The 19,100-nt window shown below is 59.6% G+C and carries 17 protein-coding genes and 1 pseudogene; 12 read left to right on the top strand and 6 right to left on the bottom strand.

Annotation, left to right across the window (positions count from 1 at the left end):
- Nucleotides 1–21 precede the first annotated feature (21 nt).
- From G7047_RS04795 to G7047_RS04755, 9 genes are read left to right on the top strand one after another with little or no spacing between them, the layout of a single operon-like run.
- Entirely contained in the window at nt 22–888 is an 867-nt protein-coding gene (locus tag G7047_RS04795) for a branched-chain amino acid ABC transporter permease (protein WP_166301516.1), read from the top strand.
- Nucleotides 881–1,873 carry a branched-chain amino acid ABC transporter permease gene (locus tag G7047_RS04790; RefSeq protein WP_166301513.1) on the top strand — a complete coding sequence of 331 codons (993 nt, stop codon included), beginning with the start codon at nt 881–883 and terminating at the stop codon, nt 1,871–1,873. The genes G7047_RS04795 and G7047_RS04790 overlap by 8 nt, the downstream gene beginning before the upstream one ends.
- Nucleotides 1,866–2,639 (top strand): ABC transporter ATP-binding protein, encoded by a 774-nt coding sequence (locus G7047_RS04785; protein WP_166301510.1) that lies wholly within the window; start codon nt 1,866–1,868, stop codon nt 2,637–2,639. The genes G7047_RS04790 and G7047_RS04785 overlap by 8 nt, the downstream gene beginning before the upstream one ends.
- On the top strand, nt 2,632–3,375 hold the full coding sequence (locus tag G7047_RS04780; RefSeq protein WP_166301507.1) for an ABC transporter ATP-binding protein: 744 nt from the start codon (nt 2,632–2,634) through the stop codon (nt 3,373–3,375). Before G7047_RS04785 ends, G7047_RS04780 begins: the two co-directional genes overlap by 8 nt.
- Nucleotides 3,372–4,292, top strand: a complete 921-nt coding sequence (locus G7047_RS04775) for an NAD(P)-dependent oxidoreductase (protein ID WP_166301504.1) — start codon at nt 3,372–3,374, stop codon at nt 4,290–4,292. Before G7047_RS04780 ends, G7047_RS04775 begins: the two co-directional genes overlap by 4 nt.
- Nucleotides 4,289–5,317: a glutamate cyclase domain-containing protein gene (locus G7047_RS04770; RefSeq protein WP_166301501.1), complete on the top strand. Its 1,029-nt coding sequence runs from the start codon at nt 4,289–4,291 to the stop codon at nt 5,315–5,317. The genes G7047_RS04775 and G7047_RS04770 overlap by 4 nt, the downstream gene beginning before the upstream one ends.
- Nucleotides 5,314–6,165, top strand: a complete 852-nt coding sequence (locus tag G7047_RS04765) for an N-acyl homoserine lactonase family protein (protein ID WP_166301498.1) — start codon at nt 5,314–5,316, stop codon at nt 6,163–6,165. Before G7047_RS04770 ends, G7047_RS04765 begins: the two co-directional genes overlap by 4 nt.
- Nucleotides 6,162–7,775 carry a GMC family oxidoreductase gene (locus G7047_RS04760; RefSeq protein ID WP_166301495.1) on the top strand — a complete coding sequence of 538 codons (1,614 nt, stop codon included), beginning with the start codon at nt 6,162–6,164 and terminating at the stop codon, nt 7,773–7,775. The genes G7047_RS04765 and G7047_RS04760 overlap by 4 nt, the downstream gene beginning before the upstream one ends.
- A 37-nt stretch (nt 7,776–7,812) precedes the next feature.
- Nucleotides 7,813–9,279 carry an NAD-dependent succinate-semialdehyde dehydrogenase gene (locus G7047_RS04755; RefSeq protein ID WP_166301492.1) on the top strand — a complete coding sequence of 489 codons (1,467 nt, stop codon included), beginning with the start codon at nt 7,813–7,815 and terminating at the stop codon, nt 9,277–9,279.
- Nucleotides 9,280–9,454: 175 nt separating this feature from the next.
- Here the strand turns inward: G7047_RS04755 and G7047_RS04750 are convergent, their stop codons facing one another.
- Nucleotides 9,455–10,441, bottom strand: coding sequence for a tripartite tricarboxylate transporter substrate binding protein (locus tag G7047_RS04750; RefSeq protein WP_166301489.1), 987 nt, complete (start codon nt 10,439–10,441; stop codon nt 9,455–9,457).
- A 176-nt stretch (nt 10,442–10,617) separates the two neighbouring features.
- Here G7047_RS04750 and G7047_RS04745 point away from each other — a divergent pair, with 176 nt between their 5' ends.
- Nucleotides 10,618–11,427, top strand: a complete 810-nt coding sequence (locus G7047_RS04745) for an IclR family transcriptional regulator (RefSeq protein WP_240939521.1) — start codon at nt 10,618–10,620, stop codon at nt 11,425–11,427.
- Between the two features lie 294 nt (nt 11,428–11,721).
- Here G7047_RS04745 and G7047_RS04740 read toward each other — a convergent pair whose 3' ends face one another.
- Nucleotides 11,722–12,612: an IclR family transcriptional regulator gene (locus G7047_RS04740; RefSeq protein WP_166301484.1), complete on the bottom strand. Its 891-nt coding sequence runs from the start codon at nt 12,610–12,612 to the stop codon at nt 11,722–11,724.
- A gap of 79 nt (nt 12,613–12,691) precedes the next feature.
- Here G7047_RS04740 and G7047_RS04735 point away from each other — a divergent pair, with 79 nt between their 5' ends.
- Nucleotides 12,692–13,669, top strand: a complete 978-nt coding sequence (locus tag G7047_RS04735) for a tripartite tricarboxylate transporter substrate binding protein (protein ID WP_166301481.1) — start codon at nt 12,692–12,694, stop codon at nt 13,667–13,669.
- 61 nt (nt 13,670–13,730) lie between these two features.
- On the opposite strand, the pseudogene G7047_RS04730 reads toward G7047_RS04735, so the two are convergent.
- Nucleotides 13,731–14,195 (bottom strand): annotated as a pseudogene (locus G7047_RS04730) (transposase); the annotation flags it as partial.
- 664 nt (nt 14,196–14,859) lie between these two features.
- Here G7047_RS04730 and G7047_RS04725 point away from each other — a divergent pair.
- On the top strand, nt 14,860–15,810 hold the full coding sequence (locus G7047_RS04725; protein ID WP_166301478.1) for a LysR family transcriptional regulator: 951 nt from the start codon (nt 14,860–14,862) through the stop codon (nt 15,808–15,810).
- A gap of 16 nt (nt 15,811–15,826) precedes the next feature.
- Here the strand turns inward: G7047_RS04725 and G7047_RS04720 are convergent, their stop codons facing one another.
- From G7047_RS04720 to G7047_RS04710, 3 genes are read right to left on the bottom strand one after another with little or no spacing between them, the layout of a single operon-like run.
- Nucleotides 15,827–16,786 carry a tripartite tricarboxylate transporter substrate binding protein gene (locus G7047_RS04720; protein ID WP_166301475.1) on the bottom strand — a complete coding sequence of 320 codons (960 nt, stop codon included), beginning with the start codon at nt 16,784–16,786 and terminating at the stop codon, nt 15,827–15,829.
- 27 nt (nt 16,787–16,813) lie between these two features.
- Nucleotides 16,814–17,905, bottom strand: a complete 1,092-nt coding sequence (locus tag G7047_RS04715) for a CaiB/BaiF CoA-transferase family protein (protein WP_166301472.1) — start codon at nt 17,903–17,905, stop codon at nt 16,814–16,816.
- A gap of 18 nt (nt 17,906–17,923) precedes the next feature.
- The gene (locus tag G7047_RS04710; protein ID WP_166301469.1) at nt 17,924–19,078 is read right to left on the bottom strand and encodes an acyl-CoA dehydrogenase family protein; all 1,155 of its coding nucleotides are present in this window, start codon (nt 19,076–19,078) and stop codon (nt 17,924–17,926) included.
- Nucleotides 19,079–19,100 lie beyond the last annotated feature (22 nt).

Genomic DNA, 19,100 nt, shown 5'->3' with positions numbered 1-19,100 from the left:
AGAGCGAGAGAGGACGTAGCTATGTTGCCTGTCATCTGGCAAGGAGTCGTCACGGGGTGCCTGTATTCATTGGGTGCACTGGGGCTGGTCATGGTGTTCAAAAGCTCAGGCATGGTCAACTTCGCGCATGGCGCGTTGGCCGGTCTGGGAGCATTTCTGGTTTATGACCTGCACAGCGGAAGCGCCAACTGGCCGTGGCCGCTGGCGGTGCTCGCAGCTGTGGTGGCATCGGTTGTGATCGCGGCGCTCACCTATGCATCGGTGGCTGGTCTGCTTAAGAAATCGCACACCACCGCGACCATCGGCACGCTCGGCGTGGGGTTGATTGCGCAGGGCCTCATCCTTTGGAAGTTCGGATCAAACATCGTGCGCCTCGATCTGCCCCTGCCCGCGTTCACTATGGATGTGTTGGGCATGAAGATCACTGCATATGACTTGGCGGTGATCCTCTCCACCCTGCTGGTCGTGGCCTTCCTGTTTTCGGTGATCGACTATACGCGTCTGGGCATCGGGTTCCGTGCAGTGGCCACCGATCCGTTCGCTGCGCTGGTGAGTGGGTTGAGCATCACCCGTGTGCACTTGTTCTCGTGGGTGGTGTCTTCCATCCTGGGGGTCGTGGCCGCGCTGTTAATCGTACCCACCACCTTCCTCAGCTCCACCACGGTCACCACCTTCATGTTGCAAGCATTTGCGGCCGCCGTCATCGGGGGCTTCGACAGCCTCCCAGGCAGCGCCATCGGCGGCATTCTGGTGGGCGTGGCATGCAACCTGTTCAGTTTCTACGTGGCCCCGGAACTGCTCAATGCGTTCTTGCTGGTGTTCATTCTGGCTTCGCTGAGTGTGTTCCCCGGTGGCCTGTTGTCCAAGAGGATGGGTAGTCGTGTCTGAAGCTGTGTCAAACGTCGCATCCGCGCTGCCCACGCAGCCCTCCACCCGCACTGCGCCACGGTCGAAAGAGGCGCTGTTCTCCGCTGTGACCTTGGTCGCACTCGCCCTGCTGCCTTTCGGCGTCGAAGGATTCGTGCGCTATGCGCTCACGCTCATGCTAGCCCAGGGCATCTGTGCGCTCTCGGGCACTTTTCTGATCCGGTATTCCGGTGAGGTATCGATCGGCCAGAATTTCTTCATCGCCGTGGGAGCCTATGCATCCGCCATTCTCACCATGCGCTATGGCGTACCGTTCCTACTGAGTGGCGCCATCGCTGTCGCATTGAGTGTGGTCGCGGGGCTACTGTTTGCCTTTCCTTCGCGTGGTCTGTCAGGGGTTTACCTCAGCGTGGTCACTCTGGCTCTGGGGTTGGCGGCGCCCGACTTGCTACTGCATTTCTCGGAGTTCACCGGTGGAGTCGAAGGATTGCAACTCGATACCGCGATCCTGAACGCCATGCCCATGGACTTGCAGCAGTACTACTTTGCGCTGGCAGCGCTGGTGGTGACGGTATTCGTGATCCATCGCTTTCGTCATTCGCGCATCGGACTGATGATTCTCACCGCACGTGACCATCCGCACGCGGCCGCATCCTTCGGCATGAAGGCCAGCACAGCCCGACTCGGTGTCGTGAGCCTGAGCGCCGCAATTGCAGGGCTGGGCGGTATGGTGTTTGCTTTCACCACGTCGCTGGTGTCACCCAACAGCTTCACGTTCTGGAGCTCGGTGATCCTGCTTGTGGGCTCGGTGGTCAGCAACTACTCAGTCCGCATCTACGGCGTGGTGGTGGCGGGTGCCTTCGTGGCACTCATGCCGCAACTGCTCTCCAGCTATGGGCAGATCACCCCCATGATCTACGGCGCATTGCTGCTGGGGATCACATTGATCGCCAATCTTGGGTTGCCAGCCCTGCTGCGCAGGTGGCGCCACAAACATCATGCTTGAAATACCTTCACTCAACACGCGTCACGTGGATCTGCGCTTTGGCGGCAACCACGTGCTCAACGATGTGAGCCTGGATTTTCGCGCAGGCGAGATAACAGGCCTCATCGGCCCCAACGGCGCCGGAAAAACAAGCTTCTTCAATTGTCTCTCGGGCCACTACCAACCCTCCAGGGGCGAGATTGCCTACGCGGGACAGACCTGGAACCAAGTGCCCACGGAGGAACGCGCCCGGCGCGGCCTGGTGCGTACCTTTCAGCACGCGGCACTGTGCCCGGAACTGACGCTGCTGGAGAACGTCACCATCGGGCTCAACACCAGCCGCAGGACGGGGTGGTGGGATGCCTTGCTGCCATTGCCTGAAAGAGTCAGTGACCGTGCCACATCGCAGGCCAAGGCCCGGAAAGCGCTGGAGCTAGTGGGCCTTGGGAGCAAGGCCCAGCTCACCGCAGCCGAAGCCGCTCCCGGAGTCATGCGCTTGGTGGAGCTTGCCCGCGCTGCGGTGAGTGACCCGCGGGTGATTCTGCTGGACGAGCCTGCTGCCGGACTCAACTCCAGCGAAACCGCCGATCTGGCCCGCGTCATCCAACAACTGAAGCGGCCCGACCGCGTGATTCTCGTGGTCGAGCACGACATGGAACTCATCATGGGCATTTGCGACCATATTCACGTCTTGAACTTCGGCGCGGTGGTGGCCTCCGGCACGCCCGCGCAAGTCCAGCGTGACCCGCGTGTGGCGGAAATCTATCTAGGTACTGCCGATGTCTGAGTTTCTGCGCATCGAATCTTTGAAAGCAGGCTACGACGGCAAGGTCGCCATCGAAGACGTCTCACTCACCGTGAAGCAGGGCTCCCTTACTGTGCTCCTGGGGGCGAACGGTGCGGGGAAGTCCACGCTAATGAAATCCATCGCCGGGTTGATGGAGCCATTCTCCGGAAAGGTGCTATTTAAGAGCGAGGACATGACAGGCCGCAGCGCGCAGCGCCTGGTTCGCTCGGGCGTGTCATATGTGCCCGAGGGCCGCGCCATTGCACGCGCGCTCACGGTGAAAGAGAACCTGCTCCTTGGCGGTATGACCCAAAGCAGGCGCGACAACCGCGAACAGTTCGATGCCGTGATCGCGCTCTTTCCCGAGCTGCAGGAGCGGCTGAATGCGCCCTCTTGGCAGCTCAGCGGCGGTCAGCAACAGATGATGGTGATCGGCCGCGCGCTTATGTCGCGCCCTCGATTGTTGTTGCTAGACGAACCCTCTCTTGGACTGGCACCGTTGCTGGTCAAGCGGGTCTTTGAACGTCTGGAGGAACTGCGCTGCGGCGGGCTCACTATTTTGCTGGTCGAGCAGAACTATTGGATTTCGATGAAGGTGGCCGACCGAGCCTACTTCATGCGCAACGGCCGCATCGTCGGCTGCAAAGATGCCCACGAATTGCGTGCAACCAGCAGCCATGACCAGATCATTTCTCTTTATCTCGGCACCACTTCTGAAGCGAGCGAAACAACGTGACTCCAACAAACTCTGAAACATTCCGCATCGGCATCATCGGCTTCGGCCAGGTGGGTCAAGCGATGGCTGGCGTACTGGCGAGGTCGTACGCCGTGACTGTATTTGATCTCCAAATAGACAAAAGCCGCGAACCAGCTCTCGTCAAAGAGTGTCAGGTTGGCGTGGCCGCTTCGGTCGCAGAACTCACTGGTGCGGTGGACGTGGTGATTTTCTGCCTGCCTACGCCCGCAGCCTCGCACGCTGTGGCCAAACAGATGGTCGACTCCGTGCACCCTGGTCTGCTGGTGATGGAGTCGAGCACGGTCACGCCGCAGGACATCTTCGAATTGGACGCCGTGCTGGCTCCACACGGGGCGCGGGTGGTGGACACTGCCGTCATCGGCGGCATCCACGCGCTCAAGCAGGGCCAGGCCGTGTTTCTGGTCGGTGCCGCCGAGGGCGAAGTTGCTACGGTGGATGCCATTTTGCGCACGCTCGCAGCAGAGATACATCATCTCAAACGGCAGGGAGGCGGAATGCGCGCCAAGCTCGTGGCCAATGCCGTGGCCCATGCGGTGTATGTGGTGCTCTCCGAAGCCATTGCAGTGAGTGCTGCACAAGACATTCCCATGGATATCATGTACCGCCTGCTGAACCGCGAGTCGGGCCTGGCACGGCCTTTGACACACCGCATCGGCGAGCGTCTCTTCAAGGGAGACTTCACAGGCGGAATGTCCACCGCCAATGCCCGCAAGGACTCCAAACTGTTCCTGGAGCTGGCCCACTCGCTGAACGTGCCCGTATTTGCCACGCAGGCTGCACATACTGTGTACGACATTGCAGCAAGCGAAGGCATGCACGCCGATGATTACGCCATCGTAGCCACCCTGTGGGAGAAATGGCTCGGGCTCGACTTCAAGACCGGGAGCGCAGCATGACCCCTTCCCCCTCCTCTAGCACGAGCGCATCCCCCCCCATCGACTATTTCGAATCTCTGGATGCGCTGGTCAACATCGAGTTCAAGGCCAAGCGGCCACTGCTGGGGGGCACCCGACTGCGGTTGAATGCAGCAGTGCAAGCGGCTGGCGAGCCCATGACCCTGCAGGCCGCCCGCCTGCTGGCCGATCTGCCACGCGAATCGAGTGTGTTCCTCACCACCGGCGCTGGCAACCCCGACACACTGCCACAGGGGGAGACCGACGGACCTTCTGGCGCGGCGTTTCTGGCCCGTGTGCTGTATGCGCGTGGGCATCGGATCGTGGTGGCAACCGACCCCGCATTTCTGCCCGGCGTGGTTGCTTCCTTCGATGCTGTGGGCTTGAAGGTCGATGCTCAGGGTGCAACTGAGCGCCTGCGCATTGAAAGCTGGCCGCTTGGCGCAGCAGCAGGCGAAAACGCCACACTGGCGCTCCTGGAGCGATATCCCGACCTATCGGTCGCGATCTTCATCGAGAAGCCAGGTCCCAATGATCGTGGCATCTTCCATACCAGCGGCGGCAAGCCCAAGAACCCGGACTCCGTAGCTCATTTGCATCTGCTTGCCGATGCGTTGAACGCCCGCCGACGCGTGACGATCGGCATAGGCGATGGCGGCAACGAAGTAGGCTTTGGTCGTGTGGGGCGTGCTCTCGAAGCCACCATGGCTCTTGCCCGTGATTGTGGGTGCGGCTGCGGTGGCGGCATAGTCAACGCAACGCAAGTGGATGCACTGATCTCAGCCTCCACATCCAACTGGGGTGCCTATGGTCTTGCGGTGGCGTTGGCAATGCTGACGGGCGACAGCAGTGGACTGCCTGCGCTGGAGGCAGTGAGCACCTCCGTCAAAGCCTCGGTTCTGGCAGGCGCAAACGATGGCTACTCTGGTATGAACATCTCCACCGTGGACGGCACTTCCCTCGCAGCGAGCGAAGCTATCTATCGACTGTGCCTGGAAGTGCTGCAACAGCAGGAGACACTGGCATGACCCCCGACACACAACACCTCGAACCGTTTGAACTGCTGGCACTGCGCTATGCACACCACGACCGCAAACGCCGCGACAACTTCATCGACGGCGACCCACACGATGGCTCCATGCCCCTGGACTACTACCTCTGGGTCGCCCGCAACTCGCAGGCCACCTATGTGATCGACACCGGCTTCGACGCTTGCACCGCACAAAAGCGCGGCCGCACGCTGTTGTGCGATCCCGGCAGCGCGCTGCAATCTCTGGGCGTGGAACCCGCCACGGTGCAGGATGTGATCGTCACCCACTTGCACTATGACCACATCGGCAATTTCGGACTGTTTCCGAAAGCCAACTTTCACCTCCAGGACGCCGAAATGGCCTACGCCACCGGGCGGTGCATGTGTAGCGGCAGGCTGCGCCATCCGTATGAGGTGGAGCACATCACCGGCATGATCCGCTGCCTGTACCAGGAGCGAGTGCGCTTTCATCAAGGCGATGCCACACTGACGCCCGGCTTGTCGGTGCACCTGATCGGCGGACACACCCTGGGCCTGCAATGCGTGCGGGTATGGACCCGGCGAGGCTGGGTGGTTCTGGCATCCGACGCAAGCCATCATTACGAACATTACGAAACCGGCCGCCCTTTCCCCAACCTGGTGCGCCTGGACGACATGATCGCGGGCTACGACAAGCTGCGTGCGCTGGCATCTTCGGGCGATCACATCATCCCCGGGCATGACCCGCTGGTGATGCAGCGCTACCCGGCACCCTCACCCCAATTCGAAGGGTTGTGCGTGCAGCTCGACCTAGAGCCTCATAAAGAAGTGCCTCTCGCCCACCTCCAGTCAGCCGAGGTAGCATGACAGCACAAGTGTTCGACTACGTGATCGTCGGCGCCGGCTCCGCAGGCTGCGTGCTCGCCAACCGGCTCACCCAGGACCGTGACGTGACGGTGTGCCTGCTCGAAGCTGGCCCACGTGATTGGAGCCCCTACATCCACATTCCCGCCGGTTTCATCAAGACCTTCGAAAACTCGCCAGTCAACTGGGGCTACCGACAGGAGCCTTCCGAGAGCACCGCTGGCCGGGTGTTGCTGGCTCCTCGCGGCAAGACACTGGGGGGCTCCAGCTCCATCAACGGCCATATCTACAACCGGGGCCAGCCATTGGACTTCGACCGGTGGGCCGAGATGGGCAACACCAGCTGGTCATACTCCGAGTTGCTACCCCACTTCAAGCGCATGGAGCAGCGCATCGGCGAAGGCGATCCCGCATTCCGTGGACGTGACGGCGAGCTGACTGTCACCGATCTGGATCAGCATCACCCACTGTGCGACGCCTTCATACAAGGTGCGCAGAGCCTGGGCATTCCACGCAATGGAGACTACAACGGGGCTACCGCAGAGGGCATCTCCTACGCACAGCGCACCATCCGCAATGGCAGACGCGTGAGCGCTGCGACTGCGTTCCTGCACCCTGCCAAGGGGCGCAGCAATCTGGTGGTTAGAACCCATGCCCATGTCACGCGGTTGATGCTGCATGAAGGGCGCGCCACGGGTGTTCAATACCAACAAGGCGGTGCCACAGGGCAAGCGCTGGAAGTGAAGGCGCGGCGCGAGGTGATCGTCTCTTCTGGCGCCTACAATTCGCCGCAACTGCTGGAACTCTCCGGCATCGGAGACCCCAAGGTGCTGCGCGCACAGGGCATCGAAGTGCGGCACGCCCTGCCCGGCGTGGGCAACGGTCTGCAGGACCACTATGCACCCCGCACCGTGGCACGGGTGAAGAACATGCGCACCATTAACGAGATTTCGCGTGGCCCTAGACTCGCACTCGAGATCGCCAAGTGGTTCACCCACCGCAAAGGCATTCTGGCGCTCTCGCCCACGCTGGTCTACGGCACCTGGCATTCGGGCGTCACGCCCGAGCCATGTGATCTACAGTTCACCTTCACCCCGGCAAGCTATAACGAAGGTGTGATCGGTCGTCTGGCCGACACCCCCGGCATGACCGTAGCCGCGTGGCAACAGCGCCCGCAAAGCCGCGGCTCCGTACACATCAAGGCGAATGATCCGTACCGCGCGCCGCGCATCCACCACAACTACCTGGCGACTGAGCTGGACCAGAAGGTCACCATCGCGGGTATGCGGCTCTCACGCCAGTTGCTTGATACCGAGGCTTTGCGGCCCTACTTTGACCATGAAGAGTTTCCCGGCAAGCAGATCCAGAGCGATGACGAGTTTCTGGATGCCGCACGCAGAAAAGGCAACTCCACCTATCACCCCGCCTGCAGTTGCGCCATGGGCCCCAGAAACCAAGCCGGCTCGGTAGTGGACGAGCGCCTGAAGGTGCATGGGATAGAAAGCCTGCGCGTGGTGGATGCGTCCATCATGCCCAGCATGATCTCGGGGAACCTCAACGCGGTGGTGATGGCCATCGCCGACAAGGCCGCCGACATGATCATGAAACCATAACCGAGCAATCCGACAAACACCGCAGACACCCACAGCCATGACTACCCACATCGAAGCCCCCGCCTACCCCAACGTACCGCTCTTCATCAATGGCAAGTGGCACACCACCGAAAAGACGCTGGACATCATCAACCCCGCGAATGAAACCGTCATCGGCCAACTCTCCTGTGCCACCCGCTTAGACTTGGACGGCGCAGTAGCCGCCGCAAAACGCGGTCTGGTCATCTGGCGAACCACCTCTGCGGAAAAACGCGCCGCCATCATGCTCAAAGCCGCAGGGCTGATCCGCACGCGCTGCGATCACATCGCGGCTGTAATGACCATGGAGCAAGGCAAGCCTATTGAGCAATCACGCCTCGAAGTGCAGCGAGCATGCGACATCATCGAATGGGACGCCAACGAAGGCCGCCGCCTCTATGGGCGCCAGATCCCCGGCGAATACGGCATGATGCACATTGCCTTACGCGAACCCATCGGCGTGGTGGCGGCTTTCTCTCCGTGGAACTTCCCGATCAGTTCTCCCGCTCGCAAGATCGCCGGTGCGCTCGCGGCGGGCTGCTCCATCGTTCTCAAAGCCTCCGAAGAAACTCCCGCCGCCGCCATGCTCATGGTGAAAGCGTTTGAAGAAGCGGGCCTGCCTCCGGGCGTGCTCAATCTGGTGTTCGGTATTCCTGCGGACATATCGTCCCACTTGATCGCCCACCCCGACGTAAGGCTCGTCACCTTCACCGGCTCCATCCCCGTGGGCAAGGCTCTCGCAAGCCTTGCAGGACAGTACCTGAAACCCACGATCATGGAACTCGGCGGCCATGGCCCGGTTTTCATCTGTGAAGACGTCGATGTGGAAGGCGTTGCCCGGAAATCTGCCTTCATCAAATCGCGTAACGCCGGTCAGGTCTGTGTCGCGCCCACGCGGTTCTTTGTGCATGAAAGCATTCATGAACGTTTCGTGAAGACATTCGCACACAACGCGTCGGAATTTCGCATCGGCAACGGGCTCGATCCGCAAACCAGTCTGGGGCCGCTCGCCAACGCGCGCCGCCTGCAATTTATGGAACAGCTCGTAGCCGATGCGGTGGCCCATGGTGCGCAAGTTGCCAGCGGCGGCAAACGACATGGCAACGCGGGCTTCTACTATCCGCTCACCGTGCTTGCCAACATCCCTGACGGCGCACGCTGCATGACCGAAGAGCCCTTTGGCCCGCTCGCACTGGTCAACCCAGTTGCATCACTGGAGGATGCCATCCGCCAGGCCAACAGCCTACCCTTCGGGCTGGCCGCCTATGGATTCACCCACAACGCTGACCACGTAGCCACGATGATGGCCAATGTGGAGTGTGGGAATCTGTCCATCAACCACTTCGTGGCATCCGTTGCAGAGACACCGTTCGGTGGCGTGAAAGACAGTGGCTACGGGCGCGAAGGCGGGGTTGAGGGATTGCAGGCCTATACGACGGTAAAGAACGTATCGCACCTGACCAGGCCGAGCCGGGTATTGGATTGATTGCTCCGCACCATGCGCACACGGTGATGGAAATGTCATCTACCTGTCTCGGCGGGGAAAGGGGGCCGACCGTCAAGGGCCTGGTGCAGGCTACGAGTAAAAGACGCAACGCGAACCACCAGCCCGATCCGGGACAAAGCCGGGTTCATTTCATTCAGGAAGTGCCTCTGCTCAGTCAGTCGACTTTGGCTCCCGATGCCTTCACCACCCCGGCCCACTTCCCAATCTCGCGCTTGATATGTTCTGCAAACTGCGCAGGCGTGCTCCCTACAGGTGCAGCACCTTGGGCCAGCAGCTTCGCCCGTATCTCTGGGGATGCGACCACCTGGGCGATGTCCACCGAAGCCTTCTTCACGATCGCCGCAGGCGTCCCGGCGGGAAATAGAAGGCCGTACCATCCTGTGACCTCGTACCCCGGCACTCCGGACTCAATCACCGTGGGGACCTCGGGGAGTGATGGGTCGCGCTGCGAGCCGGTCACCGCCAACAGCTTGAGCTTGCCTCCGCGCACGAAGGTCATGGCGGACGGCAGCGTATCGATGATGATCTGGATCTGCCCGCCGATCGTATCGGTAATGGCCGCTGCCGTGGTGCGGTAAGGCACATGGACCATTTTGGTGCCTGCCAGTGAATTGAACAACTCGCCGGCCAAGTGATGGGTTGCCCCATTGCCCGGCGAGCCGAAGTGCAACTCACCCGGGCGCGCCTTGGCGTACGCAATCAACTGCGGCAAGGTGCTCACGGGCAGCCTGGTGTTGACCGCGAAAACGCTGGGTGTGGAGGCGATCAGGCTCACGGGCTCGAAGTCTTTGATCGGGTCGTAGGGCAGCTTCGCGTAGAGACTCGGGTTAATGCCATGCGTGGCAGTCACCCCGGCCAGCATGGTGTAGCCATCCGGAGCTGAGCGCGCCGCTATTTCCGATCCGATGTTGCCGCCTGCACCTGTCCGGTTGTCAATCACCACCGGCACATTCCAACGGGCAGACAAGCCGCTCGCCAAAATGCGCATGACGACATCGGTGGTGCCGCCAGCACCGAACGGCACGATGATGCGGATGGGCTTGTTCGGCCATTCTTCGGCCCGTGGCTCGCTGGAAAAGCCCAACCCCAGACAAGTGGTGGCGATGGCGAGTGCGACGTGCACTCTGGTGCGGTGTTTCATGGTTTGCTTGCTCCTATGTGTGCCTGCAATTCCGTCTTCGAAAGAGCTCCAGCACCGTGTTCACAATGTGGATGCTTGAATAGGGTCTCACCAATGTATTCAGACCCAAAAGTGATGTCATGCTACGCAAACAAAAGTAATTTCGCGCTGATTTCGAAAAATATGCTGTGCACAAGATGAACACTCATATCACCGTTAGAGAAGGCACCACGGTGCCAGGCGGAACACAAAGCCTGCAACGCGCCATGGCACTGGTGCAAGCATTGACCCGCAACCAACGCAAAGGCGGCACCGCAGCGCAGTTAGCGATAGCCACAGGTATTGACCGCAGCACTGCGCATCGCATGCTGCAGTGCCTGGCAGCGTCGGAACTACTCCACTTTGATACGGTTACGCGCAAGTACCACTTCGGACGCCTCGCGCACGAGATAGGATTCGCCGCATCCGAGCACGTCGATTTCACAGGTCTCAGCAAACCCGCACTGGCACGCATCTCCGAAGACACAGGTGACACGGTCTTCCTCATGATGCGCAGCGGCGACGACGCCGTGTGCGCCGACCGCTACTTAGGCGTCTACGCGGTCCAGCCCCTGGCAGTGACCGTGGGAACGCGTAGACCATTGGGCATAGGCTGCGGAAGTCTCGCCATGCTCAGCAGCTTGCCACCACACGTTGCCGACCTCTGCCTCCATCAGAACGAACCGCGCATAGCCGCCTTCGACGGAATGAGCGTAGAGCGAATCCAATCAATGTTGCAAGTGGCACGCAGCAATGGATACGTGGCAATGGATGTGATCAACGTCTCCTGCGCTCGTAGCGTGAGCGCCCCTGTCATCAGCAAGACAGGTCGACCCGTCGCTGCCCTCAGCGTCAGCGGCATGGCAGCACGTATGAGCACAGAACGCGAGCAGGCTCTGGGGCATATTCTGCAGACAGAGGCAAAAGCATTGGGCAAGGCCTTTGACGAGCGATTTGCAACGGTGTAGAACACAAGAGAGTCGAGAGTCGTCGCAACTCGGCTGGCAAGAATGAATCAGGAGTAGCAAGCCAACAAAGCGAAGTCGAAAATGAAGTCAAGCACCGCAAAACCGAGATGGGCCATGGCGCCAGGCGTCGGCTACGCAGTAAATCTGCAAAGCAAGTGAGCGTAATGACGCGGGATGGTCTCTATCGTGACTACCAAACGAAAACCCAAACGCCGCCGCAGGTAGCGCATCCTTGACTCTCTACCCTGTCATCGTGTTGTGCGTTCTTCAATAATCACGGAACGCCAAGAGTCTTCAAGAAGACATGCTCAGGGCTCGGCTCAGTTCTTGTGCGTGCTGATGAAGTCTTGCAATCAGCACACCCTCTCTCGCTCCCGTCATCCTGGCCCGGATTGCCGAAATACTCAACCCCGCAATCACCCGCCCGCTCTGTGTCTTGACCGGAACGGCAACCGCCCTCACCCCCGGCAGCCCCACTACATCCATTGCCACATGGCCTTGAGCACGCGCTTTCTGCACGCGTTTACGAATGAGGTCCATGCTCAAGCCTTCAATGGCGGAAATGAATTTTTCATTCCGCAGTAGCACCGCCTCCGCCTCGCCCTCGGGCAGAGCCCCCAGCACGGACAGACTATTGGCGCCGACACCCAGCGGACGGCGCGTGCCCACGTCCACCACGAAGGCGCGTACCGGATAGGCACCTTCCGCCCGGTCGATGCATACCGAATCGTCTCCACTGCGGATCATGAAGAAGGCAGTATCACCAGTGACTTCGGCAATCTTCGAGAGGATCGGCCGCCCGAGCGATCGCAGATCGGTGCGCTCTGCTGCGGCAATGCCCATCTCATAGGCGAGAGGGCCCAGATAAAAACGCCGACTCGTGCCATCTTGCACCACCAACCCTTCCTCCACCAGACATTTGAGCATGCGGTGCGCTGTGGTGCGCTCGATGGCGGCATGCGCGGCCAGTTCCGTGGCCGATGCACCCTGACGATTGCTGACCATCAGTGCGCGCAAAAGCGCCGCCGCGCGTTGCAGACTCTGAGTACCGGAGCGCGACGATGGTTCTGATTTGTCAATCATGATGGCATGTCTACATTGTGAACAACAGATCAGAGTACGCACCCTGTTGGATTCTTTTCTGATCCCATATTCTGACGGCAAAGCAGTCCATTGCTGCTGCAATTTACCAGAACATAGACGTCCACATTGTAATAAACACAGCCAATGCTACGTCGCTGCAAGCACTTCAGGGGATGATTCAATGTTGCCAGCACTCTTCAGGGCCACCATCCTCTCACTCACCGTCTGCGCCACCGCATTGCCTGCCGCAGCGCAACCAACCTCATGGCCCGAAAAGCCGGTGCGCGTCATTGTTCCCTACGGTGCAGGCCAGGGCGCGGATGTGCTGATGCGGCTGATTGCCAATGAACTGCAAAAAGGCCTAGGCCAGCCAGTAGTGGTGGAAAACAAGGCCGGCGCGGGTGGCAACATTGGCATGCTGGCTGCAGCCCAGTCCAAGCCCGATGGCTACACCTTTTTGCTAGGCACCAATGCCACCAACGCGGCCAACGAATTCCTGTATCCCAACATGGGCATCAAGCCAGCCTCGGACTTTGACGCCGTAGCCCTGATCGGCATCCTGCCTTCAGTGCTCACAACCACGGAGCCTAATCTCCCCACCAATGGCATCGCCGCTCTGGTCGCCCAAGCCCACACCCAACCCGGAGCGCTGAGCGTGGGCCTTCCCAGCACGACGGCTATCGTCGTGTTGGCGCAATTGAACAAGTCAGCGCAGACCAAGCTGCAAGGAGTGAGGTATAAGGCGTCCGGCCAGGCACTCACCGATCTGATGGGCGGCCAGATCCCGCTGCTCATCGATACCGTCACCGCCTCGCGCGCCCATATCGCCAGCGGCAAACTGCGCGCACTGGGCCTCACGTCCAGCAAACCCAGTGATGTGCTCCCCGGCGTCAAGCCGATCGCCGAACAAGGCGTGAGCGGCTTCAACGTGGTGGGGTGGGATGGTATCTTCGCGCCTCATGGCACATCGCCTGACATCCTAAAGAAAATGAGCACCCTCCTTCGTCAGGCGACCGAACAGCCTGACACTCGCCGCAAGATGATAGAGATCGGCGTGGAGCCGCTGTACTTGGATTCACAGGCGTTTGATGCCTTTGTCAAAACCGAGCGCAACGTGTGGGGAGACATCATCAGGACCAACGGTATTGCGATTGATTGACGAACGGGGCGTTATTACATATCTCCATCCAAGACCGAGCCTTCCGCAACCCCAGACGTAGCTATGCCATGGCCACTGTTTGGGGTGTGCCCAGCTCGGTAAAGCGATTGAGGATGGATGCGCGAATGTTGAGTTCGGTCACTTGTCGCTCAAACGTGCGGGCCATCACCTTCTCGCCCAATCGTTTGAAGCAATTCTTCTTCGTCCCTACCCCAGATGCACCTTGCGCCACTGGCGGCGGCGCTCTGCGCCGTGCTTCTTGGTTTTCCATTCACCCTCGCCCAAGAATTTGATTCCTGTGGAATCCGCGAGCAAGTGCAGCCCATTGCGGCTTGGACGGTAGCACACCTGAACATTCACACCCTTTTGTCTGCGACACACCGTGCTGTAGTCAGGTGGCCATTCCCAACAACGACTGCACCAAACCCAAGGCCTGGCGCAAGGGCAAACTGAACAGGCATTTGATGGTCAGGCAAAACTGGATGGCAGCATCCGAAAATGTCTTGTTGTGGCCAGGCTTTCCAGTTTGTGGTGTGGTAGCGCCGCTTACCCCAGCACGATTCACTCATTCGGTGAGGCTACCGCAGATAAGGGCTCGAGTTGTGCAACAACGCGCCGCTGACCAGCACGGGCACCACGACCTCCCGGAGCCAAAGCATAACCTTGCAACCGATATCTCTGGGCTAAAGAAAAATTCGTGATCGTAAATGTGGGGGGAAAGCCCCCTTCTACCGGATCAGGCTACGAATCCATGTGCTTATTTCATAAGCATGGCCTAGCTCTTTGTCATGGCGGGAGGTAGCCCATCGCGTCCGCAAAACAAGCGGTCGACCAGCGCTACCCCGCGGTCATTTCGCATGTAATTTGCAGCAACTCCAAGCCATGAACAGAAGGACTTCTTCTTTTGTCGGTACTTTCAAAATTCACATATAGAAAATCCATATTTCATATACATAAATTTCAACAATGTGAGCTCCTCTGGGGCCAAAGATTCGTTCAAAGAAGTCCTACGCCATCCCGAAACCCACATGCATCCTTGCAGTGCGGGCTTTTTATTGTCCAGAATAATCTTGCAACCCCCAGAGAAGTACCGTCAACACTGCAGAACTTCTGAAGGTACTTCGCAGCCCCGTTACTGAGTATGCGACTACGTCTATCGCGTGCACAAACACCACCCAAGGGAATTGGCAATGAATTTCGACATCAAGGACATGCAACTTTTTCTCAAGATTGCAGACACGGGCAGCCTGACGCAAGGAGCGAAGGAACAGGCACGTTCGCTCTCGGCAGCAAGTTCGAGATTGAAATCACTGGAAGGTCAATTGGGAACCAAGTTGTTCTATCGCGATAACAATGGACTGACATTAACCGCTGCAGGCAATACTTTCCGAGTCCATGCAGCCAATATCGTGAAGGAGTATGAACTGACGCGGAAGCTATTTTCGTCCAACCAATCGCATGGTGCCGGACAGTTGAGGGTGCTCGCCAATGCCGCCTCCATTGCGGAGATCGTTCCAGATATCCTTGCAACGCTGCTCAAATCCGATGGCGAAGTCAGAGTGGATGTTCATCCGCGCAATGCCCGGCAAGCTATCCGTGGCGTGCTTGATTTTGAATCCGATCTCGCCTTGATCACCGGCGACGAAGATCTTTTCGAACTCAACTCCATTCACTTTTCCACGGACTACATCGGTGTGATCTTTCCCGTCGGCCACGCGCTCGACCGGACCGAACTGCCTCGCCTGGCGGATGTCGTGAAGCACCGCCAATTGAGCATCTACGGGAGCACGCTGAAAGACTTCATCTCCGAGCATGTCGAAGCGGCGCAACTTCAGGTCGATTTTCGGGTCCTGCTGGACAGCTTTGACCCGATTGCGCGACTGGTAGAAAGCAACGCCGGCGTGTCCATCATCCCGGAATCCGTGGCATTGCGCCTTTGTCAGAAATACCGACTCAAATGTCTGCGGATTAACGAACCCTGGGCCTTCAGGCAGAGGCGCGCAGTGTTCGGCGAGCTTGAATTCCTCTCGTTCCATGCGCGGCAGTTCCTGAACATACTGACGCGCAAATACTTCCCGATCGAAACCCATTCACTGGGCCTGGAAGACATGCTGGAGAGCAGATCCCCCAAAGCGCCTTGAGCCACCGTGCTGTCGCCTATTCCAGCTGGGCGCCCGAGCTTTCCACGCGCACTTTTTCGCTCACGCGGCTGGCTTTGATGAACTCCTGGAATTCAGCCCCCGCTCTTCCATCGACAAAGTAGCTGTTCGGAGTGATGGCGGACGCCACGAACGACGGATCCTTAAGCACCTGCTGGCTGGCCAGAGCCAGTTGACTCCGGAGCTTCTCTGGCAGGTTCGGCGGCCCATAGACGCCAATCGTGTACTGCGCACCGATGTTGGCAATGCCGGCTTCTTCAAACGTTTCCAGTTGGGGAAGTGCGGGCATGCGCTCTTTTGAACCCACGCCCAGACCTTTGACCTTGCCCGATTTGATCTGTGCAATGGCTGCGCTGCTGCCGGTGAAGCAGACATCGATGCGCCCCCCGATCAGGTCCGGAAACATGGCGGCAGACCCCTTGTAGGGCGCGTGGGTCCACTGGATGTTCTGTGTCTTGGCCAGCATCGCTATGGGCAGATGGGTCACCCCGCCAATGCCGGCCGATCCGGCGATGATCTGGTTTTTCCTGCCGTACTCCAGAAACTCCTTGAGATTCTTCGCGGGAAAATCCGGACGCGCTACGAGCACAAGCGGCACTTGCACCAGCAGGATGATCGGTGCGATCTCTTCGGGCACATAGGCCAGTTTCTTGTAGAGAAACTGGCTCTGGGTGATGGGCGCTTCAGTTGCGATCAGAATCGTGTGGCCATCCGGCTCGGCTCTCGTCACCGTCTGCGTGGCGATCATCTCGTTTGCACCTGGCTTGTTATCAACCACGAAGGTCGCATTCATGATTTTCGCAAGGCGACTGCCCAGCATGCGCGCAAGGCTGTCGACGTTGCCGCCAGCGGAGTAGCCGATGACCAGAGTCACCGGTTTGCCCGAATCAGCCGTGCCGGCCATAACATGGGCGAATGGAAATGCCATTCCTGCCGTGATGAGAGAGCGTCGCTTCATTTCTTGTCTCCGTGATTTGAGTGGTCTCTAGACGCCACGCCAACGGCGGATGGCATCTTTCGCTTCTGCAAACTGGCCCTGTTGTGCAATCGGGCTTCTCTTGTTGTTGAATATCGGTGCCGGCGCTGGCACCGGCTCACCGTCCAATAATGCAAACGTGCTGCGGCTTGTGAGATGCGGGCTCGTGCGCGCATCGGCCATGTTCAGCACCGGCGTAACGCAGGCATCCTTGCCCTTGAATATCTCCGCCCATTCATCGCGTGATCGCGTGGCGAACGTCCGCTCAAACGCGGCGCGGATGGTCGGCAGATTCCCCCTGTCGTCACGCGACGGGAGATCCTTCAGACCAAGCGTGTCGATCAGGTGCGCGTAGAATTTCGGCTCAAGCGCGCCGACCGCGATGTGCTGTTGATCTTTCGTCCGGTAGGTGTCGTACCAGGGCAGTGCGCCGTCCAGCGGGTTACTGGCTCGCTGGTCCTGCCACTGCCCCATGTGCTGGCGGCTGTGCATCAGCGACATCAGCACCGACACGCCGTCGACCATCGCGGCGTCGATCACCACGCGTCGGCGCTCCACCCTGGGTCGATACAGCGCCGCGAGAACGCCCATCAACAGAAAGCACGATCCGCCAGCGAAGTCTCCGATCAGGTTCAACGGAATGGCGGGTTTGCTCTCGGGACCGATGGCGTGAAGTACACCCGACAATGCGATGTAGTTGATGTCGTGCCCCGCCTCGCTGGCAAGAGGCCCTTCCTGCCCCCAACCCGTCATGCGCGCATAGACCAGATGCTCGTTTTTTTCAAACACCGCCTCAGGCCCCAAGCCCAGGCGCTCCATGACGCCGGGCCGCATGCCTTCGACCAGCACATCGGCGCTTTCGGCCAGCTCCATGAATTCCTGCTGACCCTGTCCGTTCTTCAGATCCAGCGTCACACGGACGCGGCCTCGCAGCACGGATCCATAAGTGTCAGGCGCACTGCGCGAGGCCGGGTTTTCCACGCGCACTACCTCAGCACCCCAATCCGCCAGCATCATGCATGCCAACGGCACAGGCCCCAGCGCGTCCACTTCCAGCACACGCAATCCGCGCAGTGGTTTGTCGTTTGTCGGTGAGTTCATGCTAAGGGTCCTCTGGGGTCAGGCCCTGAAGGCGTCCATGCCCGTCAGTTCACGCCCTTGAATCAGCGCAAGAATTCCGGGAGTGCCATCAGGAATGGTGAGCGTGCGCACGTCCCTTGCCATCTGCTCGAGCCCCAGCTCCTCACTGAGGCCCATGGCCCCGTGGATCCTCATGGCCAGCGCGATGGCCCGGTCGCAGGCATCCACGGCGTAGCGCTTGGCCATTGCGGACAGGCCATTGGCCCGCGCTCCGTGGTCGATCGCCGAAAGCGCGTTGTAGCAAAGCAGTCTGGACGACATGACCAAGGTTTCAATGTCAGCGAGATCCACCTGGATGGATTGAAACGCTCCGATGTGCTTGCCGAACTGCTTGCGTACACCCACATAGTCTCTGGCCAAATCCAGCGCCTTCTGCCCCAGATGAACCGCCATCAAACCCACGGCAGGGCGGTTGGCCAACCACGTGATCGTGAGCAGTTTTGCAGTGTTCTCATCGTCCGGACAGATGTTGGCTGCGGGAACCCGGCAGTCACTGAAGGAGACCTCTCCCAGCGGTGCCTGGCAAAGCCCGTGCATCGCCACCTCTTCGGCCTCAAAAGGCGACTCCGCGCAGTCAACGAGAATGCGCCCCATGCGATATCCACCGCCCTCTTTCGGAACACGGCAGGTGATGTGGATGACGTCGCATACGGTGGAGTTGGAGATCCACTGCTTGCGTCCGTTGACGACGATGTCATCCCCGCTCCACTCGCCCGTGGTCTTGATGCCGCGCGGATCGGAGCCGCAGTCGGGCTCCGTGCTTCCGGTGGCACCGACCAAAGTACCGGCCATCAGGCCGGGCACAAATCGCTGCTTCTGCTGCTCCGAACCACCAAAATAGATGCGCGTGGTCGTGGCCTCGTGCGGCTGGACGATGAGACCGATCGTGGGCGCAATCTGCTCCATGACCAACCCGTAGTCCAGCATCTTCATGCCCATGCCGCCGCCCTCCTCCGGAATGCGCGCGGAGGTCAATCCGATGTCGGCGGCCTTGGAAAGAATCTCAAGCACATCGTGCTTTGACAGGGCGGTCCTCTTGTTGCGCGCCAACAGCAGTGGCTGCAAGTGTCTTTCGCTGATTTTTTTGGCGGCATCGACCAGCATTTCCTGGTCCTCGGTCAGTTTGAAATCCATTTTGTCTCCTGTGATGCTTTGG

This window comes from Diaphorobacter sp. HDW4A, from assembly GCF_011305995.1.
In the GTDB taxonomy this organism is placed as follows: Bacteria; Pseudomonadota; Gammaproteobacteria; order Burkholderiales; family Burkholderiaceae_C; genus Diaphorobacter_A.
Note: the sequence above shows the minus strand (reverse complement) of the source record. Positions and strands in the feature narration are given on the sequence as shown.